The organism is Nonomuraea sp. NPDC049646 (assembly GCF_044465525.1).
Classification (GTDB): Bacteria; Actinomycetota; Actinomycetes; order Streptosporangiales; family Streptosporangiaceae; genus Nonomuraea.
In genome coordinates this window covers 230,277-246,798 of sequence record NZ_JBITLU010000007.1, presented here as the reverse complement: position 1 = coordinate 246,798, position 16,522 = coordinate 230,277, and the positions used below count along the sequence as shown (strand labels likewise).

Annotated in this window: 18 protein-coding genes and 1 pseudogene; 11 read left to right on the top strand and 8 right to left on the bottom strand. The window is 72.9% G+C overall.

Annotated features, from left to right (window positions below; genetic code table 11):
- Positions 1-9 precede the first annotated feature (9 nt).
- Entirely contained in the window at positions 10-2,262 is a 2,253-nt protein-coding gene (locus tag ACIBQ8_RS22425; protein WP_397171393.1) for a transglycosylase domain-containing protein, read from the top strand.
- A 16-nt stretch (positions 2,263-2,278) separates the two neighbouring features.
- Here ACIBQ8_RS22425 and ybaK read toward each other — a convergent pair whose 3' ends face one another.
- Positions 2,279-2,734 carry a Cys-tRNA(Pro) deacylase gene (gene ybaK / locus ACIBQ8_RS22420; protein ID WP_397171649.1) on the bottom strand — a complete coding sequence of 152 codons (456 nt, stop codon included), beginning with the start codon at positions 2,732-2,734 and terminating at the stop codon, positions 2,279-2,281.
- Positions 2,735-2,796: 62 nt separating this feature from the next.
- A complete protein-coding gene (locus ACIBQ8_RS22415; protein WP_397171395.1) occupies positions 2,797-3,534 on the bottom strand; it encodes a helix-turn-helix domain-containing protein in 738 nt (245 codons plus the stop codon).
- 55 nt (positions 3,535-3,589) lie between these two features.
- Here ACIBQ8_RS22415 and ACIBQ8_RS22410 point away from each other — a divergent pair, with 55 nt between their 5' ends.
- Positions 3,590-4,711 (top strand): MFS transporter, encoded by a 1,122-nt coding sequence (locus ACIBQ8_RS22410; RefSeq protein ID WP_397192878.1) that lies wholly within the window; start codon positions 3,590-3,592, stop codon positions 4,709-4,711.
- 32 nt (positions 4,712-4,743) lie between these two features.
- On the opposite strand, the pseudogene ACIBQ8_RS22405 reads toward ACIBQ8_RS22410, so the two are convergent.
- The 3 genes and pseudogenes from ACIBQ8_RS22405 to ACIBQ8_RS22395 all read right to left on the bottom strand — a co-directional run.
- A pseudogene (locus tag ACIBQ8_RS22405) lies at positions 4,744-6,036 on the bottom strand (trypsin-like serine peptidase); the annotation flags it as partial.
- A gap of 337 nt (positions 6,037-6,373) precedes the next feature.
- Complete coding sequence (gene ligD, locus ACIBQ8_RS22400; RefSeq protein WP_397171399.1) at positions 6,374-7,375, bottom strand: non-homologous end-joining DNA ligase; 1,002 nt, start codon at positions 7,373-7,375, stop codon at positions 6,374-6,376.
- Between the two features lie 48 nt (positions 7,376-7,423).
- Positions 7,424-7,618: a hypothetical protein gene (locus tag ACIBQ8_RS22395; protein WP_397171401.1), complete on the bottom strand. Its 195-nt coding sequence runs from the start codon at positions 7,616-7,618 to the stop codon at positions 7,424-7,426.
- 367 nt (positions 7,619-7,985) lie between these two features.
- Here ACIBQ8_RS22395 and hisD point away from each other — a divergent pair, with 367 nt between their 5' ends.
- From hisD to hisF, 9 genes are read left to right on the top strand one after another with little or no spacing between them, the layout of a single operon-like run.
- Positions 7,986-9,302, top strand: coding sequence for a histidinol dehydrogenase (gene hisD, locus ACIBQ8_RS22390; protein ID WP_397171403.1), 1,317 nt, complete (start codon positions 7,986-7,988; stop codon positions 9,300-9,302).
- Complete coding sequence (locus tag ACIBQ8_RS22385; protein ID WP_397171404.1) at positions 9,299-10,411, top strand: histidinol-phosphate transaminase; 1,113 nt, start codon at positions 9,299-9,301, stop codon at positions 10,409-10,411. Before hisD ends, ACIBQ8_RS22385 begins: the two co-directional genes overlap by 4 nt.
- Positions 10,408-11,001, top strand: a complete 594-nt coding sequence (hisB, locus tag ACIBQ8_RS22380; protein ID WP_397171406.1) for an imidazoleglycerol-phosphate dehydratase HisB — start codon at positions 10,408-10,410, stop codon at positions 10,999-11,001. The genes ACIBQ8_RS22385 and hisB overlap by 4 nt, the downstream gene beginning before the upstream one ends.
- Positions 10,998-11,153: a hypothetical protein gene (locus ACIBQ8_RS22375; protein WP_352326349.1), complete on the top strand. Its 156-nt coding sequence runs from the start codon at positions 10,998-11,000 to the stop codon at positions 11,151-11,153. The genes hisB and ACIBQ8_RS22375 overlap by 4 nt, the downstream gene beginning before the upstream one ends.
- Positions 11,150-11,785, top strand: a complete 636-nt coding sequence (hisH, locus tag ACIBQ8_RS22370) for an imidazole glycerol phosphate synthase subunit HisH (protein WP_397171407.1) — start codon at positions 11,150-11,152, stop codon at positions 11,783-11,785. Before ACIBQ8_RS22375 ends, hisH begins: the two co-directional genes overlap by 4 nt.
- On the top strand, positions 11,782-12,111 hold the full coding sequence (locus tag ACIBQ8_RS22365; RefSeq protein ID WP_397171409.1) for a hypothetical protein: 330 nt from the start codon (positions 11,782-11,784) through the stop codon (positions 12,109-12,111). The genes hisH and ACIBQ8_RS22365 overlap by 4 nt, the downstream gene beginning before the upstream one ends.
- Positions 12,112-12,834 carry a bifunctional 1-(5-phosphoribosyl)-5-((5-phosphoribosylamino)methylideneamino)imidazole-4-carboxamide isomerase/phosphoribosylanthranilate isomerase PriA gene (gene priA / locus ACIBQ8_RS22360; RefSeq protein WP_397171411.1) on the top strand — a complete coding sequence of 241 codons (723 nt, stop codon included), beginning with the start codon at positions 12,112-12,114 and terminating at the stop codon, positions 12,832-12,834. It abuts the gene before it with no gap.
- A gap of 32 nt (positions 12,835-12,866) precedes the next feature.
- Positions 12,867-13,256, top strand: a complete 390-nt coding sequence (locus tag ACIBQ8_RS22355) for a Rid family hydrolase (protein WP_352326354.1) — start codon at positions 12,867-12,869, stop codon at positions 13,254-13,256.
- Positions 13,253-14,014 (top strand): imidazole glycerol phosphate synthase subunit HisF, encoded by a 762-nt coding sequence (gene hisF / locus ACIBQ8_RS22350; RefSeq protein WP_352358369.1) that lies wholly within the window; start codon positions 13,253-13,255, stop codon positions 14,012-14,014. Before ACIBQ8_RS22355 ends, hisF begins: the two co-directional genes overlap by 4 nt.
- Before the next feature lie 83 nt (positions 14,015-14,097).
- Here the strand turns inward: hisF and ACIBQ8_RS22345 are convergent, their stop codons facing one another.
- The 3 genes from ACIBQ8_RS22345 to ACIBQ8_RS22335 form a co-directional block, all read right to left on the bottom strand.
- Positions 14,098-15,459 (bottom strand): glutamine synthetase family protein, encoded by a 1,362-nt coding sequence (locus ACIBQ8_RS22345; protein ID WP_397171415.1) that lies wholly within the window; start codon positions 15,457-15,459, stop codon positions 14,098-14,100.
- 62 nt (positions 15,460-15,521) lie between these two features.
- Positions 15,522-15,683 carry a hypothetical protein gene (locus tag ACIBQ8_RS22340; RefSeq protein ID WP_185844438.1) on the bottom strand — a complete coding sequence of 54 codons (162 nt, stop codon included), beginning with the start codon at positions 15,681-15,683 and terminating at the stop codon, positions 15,522-15,524.
- 163 nt (positions 15,684-15,846) lie between these two features.
- A complete protein-coding gene (locus ACIBQ8_RS22335) occupies positions 15,847-16,506 on the bottom strand; it encodes a TIGR03085 family metal-binding protein (RefSeq protein WP_397171417.1) in 660 nt (219 codons plus the stop codon).
- Positions 16,507-16,522 lie beyond the last annotated feature (16 nt).

The window sequence follows — 16,522 nt, the reverse complement described above, 5'->3', positions numbered from 1 at the left end:
CGTTTGCCGATGATCTGCTGGTTGCAGATCATCTGCGTGACCGTACTCAGATCCATCGGTGGCCTCGCCATGGCGGGGGCGCTCGGCGGGGTGCTGGCGGCGGCACTGGCCGTTCCCGTGGTGAGCGGCGGCGGCCTGGCCGCCAAGAACGTCGCCGACACCTTCGTCGACCTGCCGCCCGCGCCCCGCGAGGAGCCCCTGGCGCAGGTGACCAGGCTGCTGGACAAGGACGGCAGGCAGTTCGCCCAGTTCTACGAGGCCAACAGGACGGCCGTGCCGCTCGCGTCCGTGGCGCCCATGATGCGCAAGGCCATCGTGGCCATCGAGGACGCCCGCTTCTACGAGCACGGCGGCCTCGACGTCCGGGGCACGTTGCGGGCGCTGCTCACCAACACGCAGGCGGGCGGCATCCGGCAGGGCGGCTCGTCGCTGACGCAGCAGCTCGTCAAGAACATCCTGGTCGAGAGCGCACGCACCGACGCTGAACGGGACAAGGCGCGCGCCCCCAACCTGGCCCGCAAGATCACCGAACTGCGGTACGCGATGGCCCTGGAACACAAGTACCGCAAGGACGAGATCCTTGAGCGTTACCTCAACATCGCCTACTTCGGCGCCGGCGCCCACGGGGTTGAGGCGGCGGCCCGGCGCTTCTTCTCCACCACCGCCTCCAAGCTGACGCTGACCCAGGCGGCCACGCTGGCGGGGGCGGTGCGGATGCCGTACTCGACCGATCCCTCGCTCGGCCGCTCGCACCAGGCGCGGCTGAAGGAGCGGCGCGACCTCGTGCTGGACCGGATGGCCGGGCTCAAGCTGATCACGCAGGCCCAGGCCGGCGCCGCCAAGAGCACGCCGCTGGCGCTGCGGCTGCGGCCCGAGCCGGGCGGCTGCGGGCAGAGCCCGTACCCCTATTACTGCCTGTACGTCCAGAACGAGATGTTGTCGAACCCGGCGTTCGGCAACACCCCGGCCGAGCGGCGGGCCAGGATGGCGAGGGGCGGCCTGGTGATCAGGACCGGCCTCGACCCGGTCGCGCAGCGCGCGGCCGAGCGCGCGATCCGGCGGCACGTCTCGCCGGAGGACACCGAGGTGGCCGCGGAGGCCATGATCGAGCCCGGCACCGGCCGGATCAGGGCGATGGCGGCCAGCAAGGAGTTCGGCCGCAACCGCGGAAACAAGAAGAACGGCCCGAGGACCACCTTCAACCTGCCCGCCGACGTGGCGCACGGCGGCGGCCAGGGCTTCCAGGCGGGCTCGACGTTCAAGGTCTTCACCCTGGCCACGGCGTTGCAGCAGGGCTGGCGGTTCGGCGACGGCTTCCAGACGCCGGGCGAGCTGGTGCCCGCGCAGGGCTACCGCAACTGCGCCGGCCGCCCGGTCAACGACCCCGGCACGCGCATTCTCAACGCCAGCGGCGAGGGCTCGGGCGGCCCGCACAGCATCGAGACCGGCACCTGGAAGTCGGTGAACATCTTCTACATGATGCTGGAGCGCAAGGTCGGGCTCTGCAACGTGGTCAAGACGGCCAGGGCCCTCGGGGCGGTGCGGGCCGACGGCAGGCCGCTGCGCGAGGTGCCGACGTTCACGCTGGGCGTCAACGAGATGGACCCGGTGACGGTCGCGGGGGCCTTCGCCACGTTCGCGGCCCGCGGCGTGCACTGCCGGCCGCTGGCGATCGTGGAGATCACCGACCGGAGCGGCCGGCGCGCGCACGTGCCGCCGTCCTGCGAGCAGGTCATGGAACGGCCGGTCGCCGACGCGGTCAACCACGTCCTGTCCGGGGTGTTCGACAAGGGCACCATGCAGGGGCAGAGCATCGGCCGCCCGGCAGCCGGCAAGACCGGCACCAACAACGGCTACACCTCGGCCTGGTTCGCCGGGTACACGCCGGACCTGGCCGCGGCGGTGAGCCTGGGCGACATCCGGGGCTCCTACCGCTACCCGCTCCAGGGCGTGCAGATCGGCGACCAGTACTACGGCGCCGTGCAGGGGGCGTCGCTGCCCGGCCCGATCTGGGTGGAGTCGATGCAGCAGGCCCTGGAGAACACCGGGCCGAGGGGGTTCCCCGGGCCGGACATGGGCCGGTTCGGCGGCGGGTTCACGCCCGGCCTGAAGGAGGCCGAGGCGCTGGAGCAGGACAAGAAGAAGAACCGGCGGCAGGGCGAGCGCGCGTTCTTCCGGCACCACCGGCGGCTGTTCGAGTGGCTGCTCGGGCAGGGCCCGCCCGACCCGTCGTTCCGCCGCCCGCGCCACCGCTCCCGGTAGCCGCCCGGCGGGAGGCTCAGCCCGCCTTGCCGATGGGGGCGGTGACCGCGCGGGTGAGGGTGATCAGGTTGTCGGGGCCGGTCTCGATCTGGAGCCCGCGCCGGCCGGCCGAGAAGTAGATCGTCTCGTGGTCGAGCGCCGAGGAGTCGACCACGGTGGGAAGCTGCTTGCGCTGGCCGAGCGGGCTGATGCCGCCCACCACGTAGCCGGTCACCCGCTCGACCTTGGCCGCCTCGGCCATGGCGGCCCGCTTGCCGCCCAGCGCCGAGGCCAGGGCCTTGAGGTCGAGCTTGCCCGACACCGGCACGACCGCCACCGCGAGGCCGCTGTCGGTCTCGGCGACCAGGGTCTTGAAGATGCGGTCGTAGGGCACGCCGAGCGCGTCGGCCGCCTCCTCGCCGTACGCCTGGGCGCTCGGGTCGTGGTCGTAGGGGTGGAGCGTGAAGTCGGCCTTGGCCTTGGTCAGCGCCATGGTGGCCGGGGTGCCGCCGCCCTTGCCTTTCGTTTTGCTCACGTCTGACAAGTGTAGCGAATCTACATTGTAAAGGCGCGGCCCGGCGTGTACCCGAGCGCCCGCCGGAAGACGTCGATGAACGCGCTGGCCGAGGCCCAGCCGCAGCGATGGGCGACCACGGTCACCGGCAGGCCGTCGGCCAGCAGCAGCAGCGCCTGGTGCAGGCGGAGCTGGGTGCGCCACTGGGGGAAGCTCATGCCGAGCTCGCGGCGGCACAGCCGGGCGAGCGTCCGCTCGCTGGTGCCCGCCACGGCGGCGAGGGTGGCCAGGGTGCGCCCGTCGGCGGGGTCGTCGTGCAGGGCGGCGCAGACGGCGGCCAGGCGCGGGTCGCGCGCGGCGGGCACGTGGAAGGGCTGTTCGGGGGCGCGTCTGAGCCGGTCGAGCAGGACGGCGAGCAGCCGTTCGCGCTCCGCGCCCACGGGGGCGTCGTCGTCGGTGTAGGCCATGACGAGCTCGCGCAGCAGCGGGCCGACGGCGAGCACGGCGGGCCGGTCGAGGCCGAGCGGGTTGCCGGTGAGCCCGACCAGGCGCAGGTCGGTGCTGCCGTGGGCGCGGTGTTCGTGCACGGTGCCGGCGGGCACCCAGATGGCGCGGTTGGCGGGGGCGACCCAGGTGCCGGCGTCGGTGGTGACGGAGAGCATGCCGGCGCAGGCGTAGGCGATCTGGTGGGTGTCGTGCCGGTGGGCGTCGATGCCCGTGCCGGGGGCCAGGGGGCGGCGGCCGGTGGGCGCCACGGGGGTGTGGCGGATATTCGGCATAGGTTGGCATTTTATCGGAAGCAGGCCAGATCGGGTCGGGGACATCATCGGGGGCGTGAACAGGATCCGGTCGCTGGCTGCGGGGCACGCGTGTGTGGACTTCTACCAGGGCGCGGTGCCGGCGTTGGTGCCGTTCCTGGTGTCCGGGCGGGGGTACGGCTATGTGGCGGTGTCGGGGATCGTGCTGGCGGCCACGTTGTCGTCGTCGGTCGTGCAGCCGGTGTTCGGGCTGCTGACGGACCGGTGGCGGATGCCGTGGCTGATCCCGTCGGCCATGGTGGTGGCGGGGGCGGGCGTGGCGTGCGCCGGGGTGACGGGGTCGTACGCGGTGACGTGGCTGGCGGCGGCGGTGTCGGGGCTGGGGGTGGCGGCCTACCATCCGGAGTCGGCGCGGCTGGCCAGGATCGCCAGCCAGGGCGGTCATGTGCGGATGAGCTGGTTCTCCTTGGGCGGGACGCTGGGGTTCGCCGCGGCGCCGGTGCTGGTGACGCCGCTGTTGTCGGCGTGGGGGCTGGGGGCCTCGCCGCTGCTGGCCGGGCCGGCGGTGCTGGGGGCGGTGCTGACGCTCCCGGCGGTGCGGGCCCTGGCGGGCGGGCGGGGCGGGGCGCGTCCGGCGGTGCGGGCGGCGGGTCGTGACGACTGGCCGGGGTTCGTCCGGCTGACGTCGGTGATCGTCTTCCGGTCGGTGGTGTACGTCGGTCTGAGCGCGTTCGTGGCCCTGTACGTGGGCGGCGGCGCGGCGGGCGCGGCGGCGTTGTTCGTGCTGTTCGCGGGCGGGGCGGCGGGCACGGTGCTGGGCGGGCGGCTGGCGGCCCGGTGGGGGAGGGTGCCGGCGATGCGGGCGGCGTACGCGGCGGCGGCGCCCGCGGTGGCGGGGGTGGTGCTGGCGCCGGGCCCGCTGGTCTACGTCTTCGTCGCCGCGTCGTCGGTCGCCCTGTACGTCCCGTTCTCCCTGCATGTGACCCTGGGCCAGGATCTCCTGCCGAACCGGGTGGGCACGGCGAGCGGCGTCACGCTGGGGCTGGCGGTGAGCGTGGGCGGCCTGACCAGCCCGCTGGTGGGCGCGGTGGCCGAGGCCGCCTCGCTCAGGACGGCGCTGGCCTGCCTGATCGCCTTCCCGGTGCTGGCCTGGCTGCTGGCGCGGACGCTGCGGGAGCCGGCGCCGGCCGCGGCCTGACCGGTGGCGGTGCGCAGGCGCACGACGGCGGAGTTGTCGCGCTGGGCGGGGTCGAGGCGGGTGGAGGTGACGTGCAGGGTGACCGGCAGGGCGGCCTCGGCGTCGCGGCCGACGGAGACCTTGGCGGAGATGCGGACCGGCCGGCCGGGGTGGATGACGTCGATCACGCATTCGGCGCGGTGGTCGCCGTGGCGGCAGGCGGCGCCGTCGACGGAGGTCAGGGTGGCGCCGGACGGGAGCGTGAGGGTGACGGGCACCTGGGCGGCGGCCATGAGCCCGCGCATGGTGACGGTCGCGGTGACGGTGGCGGTGCCGCCGCGGCGGACGGGCGCGCCGGGGCCGGCGGCGTCGAGGGAGAGGGAGTCGTAGACGCCCTTGGGGTCGGCCTGGCGGACGATCGCGCCGTAGCCCTCGGCGTTGAGCGCGGTGGCGACGGAGTTGCCGTCGGGCTCGCCGTCCTCCTTGCCGGCCGACAGCACGCCGACCAGGTCGTCGCTGCCGCGGACGATCCATGGCCCGCCGCTGTGGCCCTTGGCCAGGTGGCAGTTGTAGGTCTCCATCCGTCCGGCCGGGTCGCCGGCGCCGGCCAGCCGGGCGGCGAGCATGTCGCCGGTGGTGTTCTCGCCGCGGGCCTGCTGGGTGCGGCCGAGGCACCAGAGCTGGTCGCGGCCGTCGTAGGGGCGGCGGCCGAGCACGCCGGGGTAGCCGGTGGTGGCGATGGTGAAGCGGCCGCCCTCGTTGCGCAGGGGCGTGAGGGCGCCGACGGTGTCCTGCAGGGTGCGGTTGCGGCCGCCGACCTCGACGAGCGCGACGTCGTAGACGGAGTTCCAGTCGCCGCCGGTGCGTCCGGTGTAGGCGTCGGGCTTCCAGGCGCGCCGTCCGCCCCATCTGCCGTACGGCTCGCGCTGCGCGGCGGTGGCGGCGCGGCCGTCGTAGGCGGGGACGAACGCGAAGTTGGTGTGCCACGTGCCGGACGCCGAGCCGTCGGGGCTGCTGTAGACGCAGTGGGCGGCGGTGATGACCAGCAGCCTGCTGGCCGAGCGGACGACGGAGGCGCTGCAGGAGTCGTCGCGGCCGGTGGCGTTGACGAAGAACAGGCGTCCGGTGACGCGGCTGCTGCCGTCGGCGGTGTACGGCCGGCGCACGGGGGCGTAGCCGTTGGCGTCGCCGCCGGGGGTGAGCCGTTTGGCGCCGGGCACGCTGCGCCGCTCGGCGGCGCTGTGGTCGGCCGGGTCGGGGACGGACGTGCTGAGGGGGAGGGGGACGGCCTTGGCCTTGGCCTGTTTGCCGGGCGTCCAGTAGCGGGCGGCGCGTCCGGGTCGCATGAGCGGCGACGAGGCGGCGCCCGGACTGCGGTCCCGGTTTCTGGTCGCGGCAGGGCTCTGGGCGGGGCTCTGCGCGGGCCGCTGGGCGGGGCTCTGCGCGGTGGCGGCCCTGAGCGGGGGCGGTTCGGCGGTGGCTGGTGCGGTGGCGAGCGTGCTGGCGAGTGCGGTGGTGAGTGCGGTGGTGAGCGAGACGCCGGCGAGCGCGGCCAGCGTGGTGACCAGGGTCTTCGACACGATGTCCCCTTGAGCGGTCCGGAGCGATTCCGATCACTGTAAGTCATGACTTCATCGCTTACCGTGGCCAAGCGGGACGTGTCGCGCCATGTCCTGCGCCCGGTCAGCCCGCCGCGGCGTCCCCCGGGGCGAGGAACTCGGCGGTGCTGGCCTCGCCGGGTTCGCGGTCGGGCCGCAGGCCGCGCCAGGACGGGTGGCGCAGGCGGCCGTCGCCGGTGACCTCGGCGTACTGGACCTCGCCGACGACGCGGGGTTCGACCCAGCGCGCGTGGCGGGCGTGCTCGCGCGGGACGGGCTCGTCGAAGGGCGGGCCGGGGCGTTCCAGGGGCGTGAGGAGGTCCTGGAGGTCGCGCAGCATCTGCTGGGTGAAGCCGGTGCCGACGTGTCCGACGTAGAGCAGCCGGCCGCGCGGGTCGTAGGCGCCGAGCAGCAGCGAGCCGATCATGCCGGACCGCCGTCCGCCGCCGGGGTGCCAGCCGCCGATGACGACCTCGGCGGCGCTGACGTTCTTGACCTTGGTCCATTCGCCGCTGCGCCGGCCGGGCCGGTAGGGGGAGCCGAGCCGCTTGCAGACGATCCCTTCGAGCCCGAGCTGGCGGGAGGAGTCGAAGGCGCGGTCGGCGTGGTCGGCGAACCACACGGGCACCTCCCAGCGGAAGCCGGGCCGCAGGGTGCCCTCCAGCAGCTCGCGGCGCTCGCGGTAGGGGCGGCCGATGACGCTGTCGGCGTCGAGGTGCAGGATGTCGAAGGCCATGAACGTCACCGGCACCGCCCGGGTGAGCTCGGCGACGGTGGCGGGGTTGCGCTGGTGCATGCGGGGCTGGAGGGCGGCGAAGCTGGGGCGTCCGGTCTCGTCGAAGGCGACGATCTCGCCGTCGATCACGGCCGCGTGCCGGCCGGTGGAGCCGGCCATGAGCTGCAGCTCGGGGTAGGCGGGGGTGATGTTCTTGTTGTTGCGCGACATCAGGCGGACCGAGCCGCCTTCGACGTAGGCGAGGGCGCGTACGCCGTCCCATTTCATCTCCACGGCCCAGCCCTCGCCCTGGACGGAGGTCAGGGTGCCCAGCTGGGCCATCATCGGCGCGTAGGCCGGCAGCCCCACCATGGATCATGCCGTACCCCGGGGGGTTGATCGACAGTGGCGGGCCGGGGTCTACAAATGGTCAAGCGGGGTGTCTTCCACCAGTTCGCCGAGGTCCACGCCGTGTTCGTCCAGTTCGGACACCGTCTTGCAGTAGCCGCGCAGGTACGTCCGGCCGTTGACGCGGTGGGAGACGCGCAGCAGTGGACGATCACCGAGGATGATCGCCTCCACCAGGATGCCGCCGGGGGCTCGCCACTGTCCCATGCCGCCCAGAGTAGGCGAGCGGACATAATGGACATGTAATGCGAAAGGCGTTACGAACCGCCTACGCCGCGCCGAGCGGGGCAAACAGCCGCAAGGTTATTTTTAACTCACCGAGAGTTTTCTTTGCCGCAGGGTGTTAGACGCCTGGCGCGCCGGGCAGAAGGGGGCCAGGCCATTCCCCCGGCCGTGACCGCGCCCCCGTGGCGGCCACGGCCACTCGGCCCCGGCTTGGCCCGGTCCGGGGCTCCGGCGGCCGCGAGCGCGGTGTCGGCGAACGCCGCGCTCGCGGCCCCCGTAAGGCGTCCTGCCTGCGTCCCGCATTCTGGACAGAAGCGGATCCGGGGCCCGGACTCCGTAGACTGTCAGGGTGATTTCCCGTATTGACATGCGCGGTTCCCTTCCTGCGGACCTGCGCGACGTGCTGCCCCGCGCCGAGCTCGACGTCGAGGCCGCCCTGGAGAAGGTGCGGCCCATCTGCGACGACGTGCGCCATCGCGGGGCGGCAGCCGTACGGGAGCTGACCGCCAGGTTCGACGGTGTCGAGATCGCCTCCGCCCGCGTCCCCGCCGACGCCGTCCGGCGGGCGCTCGACGAGCTCGACCCCCGGGTCAGGGCCGCGCTGGAGGAGTCGATCAGGCGGGCCCGGCTGGTCCACCGCGACCAGCGCCGCTCCGACGTCACCACGCAGGTCGTGCCCGGCGGCACGGTGACCGAGCGCTGGGTGCCGGTCGACCGCGTGGGCCTCTACGTGCCCGGCGGCCGTGCCGTCTATCCCTCCAGCGTGGTCATGAACGTCGTCCCGGCCCAGGAGGCGGGCGTCGCCTCGCTGGCCGTCACCAGCCCGGCGCAGAAGGAGTTCGGCGGGCTGCCCCACCCCACCGTCCTGGCCGCGTGCGCGCTGCTCGGCGTCGAGGAGGTCTACTCCGTGGGCGGGGCGCAGGCCGTGGCCATGTTCGCCTACGGCACCGAGGAGTGCCCGCCCGCGACCATGGTGACCGGCCCCGGCAACATCTGGGTCGCCGCCGCCAAGCGCCTGCTCAAGGGCCGCATCGGCATCGACTCCGAGGCCGGCCCCACCGAGATCGCCATCCTGGCCGACGAGACCGCCGACCCGGTGCACGTCGCCGCCGACCTGATCAGCCAGGCCGAGCACGACACGATCGCCGCCGCCGTCCTGGTCACCACCAGCCTTGAGCTGGCCGAGGCGGTCGAGAAGGAGCTGCCGGGCCAGGTCTCGGCCACCCGCCACTCCGAGCGCATCACCGAGGCCCTGGGCGGCCGGCAGTCGGGCATCGTGCTGGTCTCCTCGATCGACGACGGCATCAAGGTCGTCGACGCGTACGCGGCCGAGCACCTGGAGATCCACACCGCCGACGCGGCCGAGGTCGCGGCCCGGATCCGCAACGCCGGGGCGATCTTCGTCGGCCCCTACGCGCCGGTCTCGCTCGGCGACTACCTCGCCGGATCCAACCACGTGCTGCCCACGGGCGGCTGCGCCTGCCACTCCAGCGGCCTGTCGGTGCAGTCGTTCCTGCGCGGCATCCACGTCGTCGACTACACGCGCGACGCGCTGGCCGGCGCGGCGGCCCACGTGTCGGTGCTGGCCGACGCCGAAGACCTGCCGGCGCACGGCGCCGCGATCCGCGCCCGTTTCGACTGGCGAGTCCCCACGGAGTCAGAGTGAACCCCACCGACGTGCCGCCCGGCGTGACGCCCACTGACGTGACGCTCGACGACCTGCCGATCCGCGATGACCTGAAGGGTCGCTCGCCCTACGGCGCGCCGCAGATCGACGTGCCGGTCCGGCTCAACACCAACGAGAACCCCTATCCGCCCTCGCCGGCGCTGGTCGCCGACCTGGCCGAGGCGGTCGCCGCGAACGCCGGCGAGCTCAACCGCTACCCCGACCGCGACGCCACCGGGCTGCGCGCCGACCTGGCCGCCTACCTGGGCCACGGGCTGAGCCCCGAGCAGGTGTGGGCGGCCAACGGCTCCAACGAGGTGCTCCAGCAGATCCTGCAGGCCTTCGGCGGCCACGGGCGCACCGCGATCGGGTTCGAGCCGTCGTACTCGATGCACCCGATCCTCACGACCGGCACCAGCACCGAGTGGATCAGCGCCGCCCGCGAGGACGACTTCTCCCTCGACCCCGGCAAGGCCGTGGCGGCGATCGAGGAGCACCGGCCCGACATCGTCTTCCTGGCCTCGCCCAACAACCCGACGGGCACCGCGCAGCCGCTGTCGACGATCGAGGCGGTGCTCGCCGCCGCGCCGGGCGTGGTGGTGATCGACGAGGCCTACGCCGAGTTCGCCCGCCAGGGCACTCCGTCGGCGCTCACGCTGCTGCCGCGCCACCCGAGGCTGATCGTCACCCGCACGATGTCCAAGGCGTTCGCCATGGCCGGCACCCGCCTCGGCTACCTGGCCGCGCACCCGGCGGTGGTGCAGGCGCTGCTGCTGGTGCGGCTGCCGTACCACCTGTCCACGCTCACCCAGACGGCCGCGCGGGTCGCGCTGCGCCACCGCGCCGAACTGCTCGGCACGGTCGACGCGCTGCGCGCCGAGCGCGACGCCACGGTCGCGTGGCTGCGCGGCAAGGGGCTGTCGGTGGCCGACTCCGACGCCAACTTCGTGCTGTTCGGGCGGTTCCCCGACCGGCGCGCGGTGTGGGAGGGGCTGCTGGCGCGCGGTGTGCTCATCCGCGAGGTGGGCCCGCCAGAATGGCTGCGTGTGTCGATCGGCACCGGCGAGGAGATGGCGGCCTTCCGCGCCGCGATGGAGGAGGTTCTGTGAGTCGCGTAGGGCGCGTGGAGCGGGCAACGAAGGAGACCTCGGTCCTGGTCGAGGTGGGCCTCGACGGCACCGGCCTGGTCGACGTCTCGACCGGGGTGGGCTTCTTCGACCACATGCTGGCCCAGCTCGGCAAGCACGGTCTGTTCGACCTGACCGTCAAGACCGAGGGCGACCTGCACATCGACTCCCACCACACGATCGAGGACACCGCGCTGGCGCTGGGCGCGGCCTTCCGCCAGGCGCTGGGCGACAAGTCCGGCATCCGGCGGTTCGGCAGCGCGTCGTGCCCGCTGGACGAGTCGCTGGCCCAGGTCACGGTCGACCTGTCCGGGCGGCCGTACCTCGTGCACACCGAGCCCGAGGGCATGGCGCCGATGATCGGCCCCGACTACGACACGACGATGACCCGGCACATCCTGGAGTCGCTGGTGGCCCAGGCGGCCATCTGCCTGCACGTGCACGTGCCGTACGGGCGCAACGCCCATCACATCGTCGAGGCCCAGTTCAAGGCGCTGGCCAGGGCGATGCGCGAGGCGTCCGAGCTCGACCCGCGCGCCTCGGGCGTGCCGAGCACCAAGGGCGTCCTATGACCGACAACCTCATCGCGGGCGTGATGGTGTTCCTCGGGCTGTTCCTCGCCGGAGGCGTGTTCTCGCTGGCCAAGCAGGGTCTCAAGGTGGGCGCGGCCTGCTGCGCGCTCGGCGCGGCGATGGCGATCACGGCGGGGGTGTTGTGGTGGTGAGCAAGAAGATCGTGGTGCTCGACTACGGCTCGGGCAACCTGCGCTCGGCCGAGCGGGCCCTGGCCAGGGTGGGCGCCGACGTCACCGTGACGGCCGACTTCGACACGGCGCTCGACGCCGAGGGGCTGGTCGTGCCGGGCGTCGGCGCGTTCGCCGCCTGCATGGCGGGCCTGAAGGGCGTCCACGGCGACCGGGTCATCGGCCGCCGCCTGGCCGGCGGGCGGCCGGTGCTGGGCATCTGCGTCGGCATGCAGATCCTGTTCGCTCGGGGCGTCGAGCACGGCGTCGAGACCGAGGGCTGCGGTGAGTGGCCGGGCACGGTCGAGCGGCTGGAGGCGCCCGTGCTGCCGCACATGGGGTGGAACACGGTCAAGGCGCCCGCCGACAGCGTGCTGTTCGCCGGGCTCGACGCCGACACCCGCTTCTACTTCGTGCACTCCTACGGCGTGCGCGAGTGGGAGCTGCAGCCGGCCGACCCCGGTTTCGCCGCGCCCGTGGTGACCTGGGCCGAGCACGGCGTGCCGTTCGTGGCCGCCGCCGAGAACGGCCCGCTCATGGCCACCCAGTTCCACCCGGAGAAGTCCGGCGACGCCGGAGCCGCCCTGCTGAGGAACTGGCTAGAGACGGTATGAGCAAGGAGCGGGCGCGCCGGCGGGCCGAGCGGGAGGCCGGGCGGGCGCGCGCGATCCGGCTCAACGAGGAGCGGCAGGCGCGCCGCGCCCGGCGCCGCGCCCTGACCGCCCGTCTGATCCCGCGCCCGGTCAGGTTCGCCCGGCAGGGCGGCCTGATCGCCCGCCGCCATCGCGCCCAGAACGTCGCGGTGGCGCTCGGCTTCCTGATCGTGCAGGCGATCGCGTGGCTGGTCTGGGGCTCGCCGGCGGTGAGCCTGGCCGTGTTCGTCTTCTCCCTGCTGCTCGCACCTGTTGTCGTGACCCTCGCTTTCGACCGGAGGACCTGAATGTCGCTCGTATTGCTGCCCGCCGTGGACGTCGCCGATGGCCAGGCCGTACGTCTCGTCCAGGGTGAGGCCGGGACCGAGACCGGCTTCGGCGAGCCGCTCGCCGCGGCGCTGGCCTGGCAGGAGGCGGGCGCCGAGTGGATCCACCTGGTCGACCTCGACGCCGCGTTCGGCAGGGGCTCCAACAAGGAGCTGATCAGCGAGGTGATCGGCAAGCTCGACGTCAAGGTGGAGCTGTCCGGCGGCATCCGCGACGACGAGTCGCTGGCGGCCGCCCTGGCCACCGGCTGCCGCCGGGTCAACATCGGCACCGCCGCCCTGGAGAACCCCGACTGGTGCCGGAAGATCATCGCCGAGCACGGCGACCGGATCGCGGTGGGCCTCGACGTGCGCGGCACCACGCTGGCCGCCCGCGGCTGGACGAAGGACGGCGGCGACCTGTGGGAGGTGCTCGACCGCCTGGAGGCCGACGGCTGCCCCCGCTACGTCGTCACCGACGTGACCAAGGACGGCATGCTCCAGGGGCCCAATCTCGACCTCTACCGGCGGATCTGCGCACACACCGACAAGCCCGTGATCGCCAGTGGCGGCGTGTCCAGTCTTGACGACCTGGTGGCACTGGCTTCTCTCGTCCCGGACGGAGTGGAGGGAGCCATCGTGGGCAGGGCCCTGTACGCTCACGCGTTCACTCTGGAGGACGCGCTGGCCGCGGTACGCGTTTAGCTTCGCCGGGAGGGGGCGGAATGAGCGTCAGCATGGAAAGCACCGGTCCGAGGGTGTTTTCGGGCGGCATCTGGGAGGAGAAGTACGGCTACGCCCGCGCCGTGGTCGTGGGCGAGCGCGTGATCGTCTCCGGGTGCACGGCCACGATCGACGGCGAGGTACGCCACGTCGGCGACGCCTACCGGCAGAGCCTGACCGCCATCGACATCGCGCTCGACGCCGTCGAGGTAGGCGGCCTGACCCGCGAGGACGTCGTCATGGTCCGCTACTACGTGGTGGAGCAGCGCCACTTCGACCTCGTCGGCCGGGCCATCTACGAAGTCTTCGGGCACGTGCGGCCCGCCTGCACAGGAGTGAGGGTCGCCGGGCTGGTCGACCCTCGAATGCTGGTCGAGATCGAAATCGAGGCACTGCGAGCATGACCGTAGCGGTAAGAGTGATCCCCTGTCTCGACGTGGACGCCGGGCGGGTCGTCAAGGGCGTCAACTTCGAGAACATGCGCGACGCGGGAGATCCGGTCGAGCTGGCCAGGCGCTACGACGAGGAGGGCGCCGACGAGCTGACCTTCCTCGACATCACCGCCTCGTCGGGCGAGCGGGAGACCATGCTCGACGTGGTGCGCAGGACCGCCGAGCAGGTGTTCATCCCGCTCACCGTGGGCGGCGGCGTGCGCGCGGTCGACGACGTCAACCGGCTGCTGCGGGCCGGGGCCGACAAGGTGTCCCTGAACACCGCGGCCATCGCCAGGCCCGAGCTGCTGACCGAGGCGTCGCGGCGGTTCGGCGCGCAGTGCGTGGTGCTGTCGGTCGACGCCCGCCGGGCGCCGGGCATGCCCAGCGGGTTCGAGGTGACCACCCACGGCGGCCGGCGCGGCACCGGCATCGACGCGGTGGAGTGGTCGGCGCGCGGCGAGGAGCTGGGCGTCGGCGAGATCCTGCTCAACTCCATGGACGGCGACGGCACCCTCGACGGCTACGACCTGGAGCTGCTGCACGCGGTGCGCGCGGCGGTGCGGGTGCCGGTGATCGCCAGCGGCGGGGCCGGCCGGCTGGAGGACTTCCCGCCGGCGATCGAGGCCGGGGCCGACGCCGTGCTGGCCGCCAGCGTGTTCCACTTCGGCACGCTGAAGATCGGCGACGTCAAGGAGACGCTGCGGATGGCGGGCCACCCGGTCCGCTGACACCGGTCCGTTGACACCTGGTCCGTTGTGACCGGCCGTCGGCCCCGCCCGTGCGGGGCCGGCGGCGTGGGCCCGGCGGCCGGTCAGAACACGCGCATGTGGTGGAAGAGCTCGTAGGAGGCGTCCTTGGCGGCGAACGCGGCCGCCTCCGAGCGTTTGACCGCCAGGTACGCGCTGCGCCGCAACGGCCCGAGCGCCTCCATGAGCACCTCGTCGGCCTCCAGCGCGTCGAGCGCCTCCTCCAGGGAGCCGGGCAGGCGGGGATAGCGGTCCGGCACGGTGTCGGGATCGACGTCCACGGCCTCGCCCGGGTCGAGCTTGCGGCGGATGCCGTCGAGCCCGGCGTGGATGACCGCGCCGAGCGACAGGTACGGGTTGGCCGAGGAGTCCGACGGCTTCAGCTCCAGGTTCGGCTCGCCGCTCTCGCCCAGCGGCGAGCACACGCGCACGGCCGCCTCCCGGTTGTCGGGGCCGTAGACCGCGTAGGCGCTGGACCACATGCGGGGTGCGAGCCGGCGGAAGCTGTTGACGCTGCCGCAGGTCAGGGCGGTCAGGCCGGGCAGGTGGGCGATCAGGCCGCCGATGAAGTGCGCGCGTTCGGCGCCGTCCTCGGCGAACAGGTTGTGGGTGTCGCGCCACAGCGACAGGTGCAGGTGGGCGCCGTTGCCGGCCTGGTCGGCCAGCGGCTTGGGGGCCAGCGAGGCCCACATTGACATGCGCATCGCCACGCCGCGCACGGTCTCCCGGTAGAGCACGTGGTTGTCGGCGGCGCGCAGCGCGGGCGCGTGGCGCACCGACAGCTCCTGCTGGCCGGGGCCGAGCTCGGGGTGGTAGTGCTCGACGCGCAGGCCCTGGGTCTCCAGCGCGCGCATGAGCTTGATCGTGTAGTCGTGCGCGGTGTCGAAGCCCGTGCCGGCATAGCAAAGAGAGTCGTCGAGCGGCACCAGCCGGTCGGGGCCGCCGTTGAGGTCGGGCAGGCGGCGGCCGAGCGTGAACTCGGGCTCGAAGGCCGCCTCGATCCGGTAGCCGTCGCCGGCCAGCTCCGCGACGGCGTCCTTGAGGAACGTGCGTGCGCAGGCTTCCCAGGGCGAGCCGTCGGGCCGGCGCAGGTCCGACAGCATCGCGGCGGCGCCCGGTGCATGGGGCAACGGGACGAACGTGGCCGGGTCGGGGACAATGCGAACCTCGCCCACCGGACCCAGATGCTCGACCTCCTGGAGCTGGTCGAGCATGTTCATCGCCATCATGGCCACCGTGTGCCCGATGCCCGAGTTGAGCCGTTCGGCCAACCGGGACCGGGACGCCGCCTTGCCACGGACCACGCCACCGTGGTCGGCGTACAGGAAACGGATCAGCTCGATGCCCTCAAGCTCTGCCCGTTCGAGGACGCGCCGGGCCTGCGGATCGAGCTGATTGATCTTGGTGCCGCTGGGGCGATCTCTCATCCTGCCTGCGTAACACGATCTGTCAGCGCGTGGAAGCACCTAGCGCGGACAGAACGCGAACATCAGGTCAGAACATTCGTAAAGAAGACCGCCAATTGGTTGGCTCCTTGGACAATTCCGTCAAACACACCGTTGACCGCGGCCGCCGCCTGGGCCGGCCGGGTGAACAGGTAGAAGACCACGAACGCCACCAGAACGTACGTAGCCACCTTCTTGACCTGCATGGGGGGCCTCCTGCAGTCCATTCCCAGCCGTATATACCCGGATCTGGGCGATCACGGTCATCTTCTGTGAAGATGTCCAAGATCCTAACCGGGGGGCTTCTTTCCTGTGCCATCGTACGGGCTGGAGGTTTAAGACGAGGGGTTTCTGGGCCGAGGGTTTCGGTCAGAATCCGAGCCGGGCTTCGGTTGCCCGGCTCACCGCCGCGTCGTCGCCGGTCAGCTCCACCCGGGCGTGCTCCTGCCGGCCGAAGCAGAACAGCAGCAGCTCCTGGGCCGTGCCGGTGACCTGAACCTTGGCGCCCTCCCGCGCCCCGCCGAGCGCCACCCCGCCGGCCGAACCCCGGCCGGCCGCACTTCCGCCGCCCGTGCGGCGCAGCACCAGGCGCACCGGCGAGCGGCGCAGCATGATCCGGGCGCCCGCCGACACTCGCTTCCAGATGAGCTCGTCGAGGTCGGCCGGCAGCTCGCGCGGCTCCCATCCGGGCTGCGCGCGGCGCACGTCCTCGTGGTGGACGAAGAACTCCAGCGTGTTGACCGCCGTGTCCAGGAAGGGCAGCAGGCCGTAGACGCCGCCCGGCCGCCGCACGATGCCCACCAGCTCGGGGTAGGGGTGCTTGGCCTTCAGGCCGTTCTGGACCGAGGCCGTGTAGCCCGCCAGCGCGCTGATCCCGATGCCGCCCATGGCGTCCGGCCGGCGCTCGCGCAGGACGAGGTGGGCGGCCAGGTCGTAGGTGGTCCACCCCTCGCACAACGTGGGCGCCTCGGGGCCGAGCCGGTCGAACAGGTCGCAGAGCGCGGTGCGTTCGCCACGAGCGTGAGTCACCCGGCCAAGCCTACCT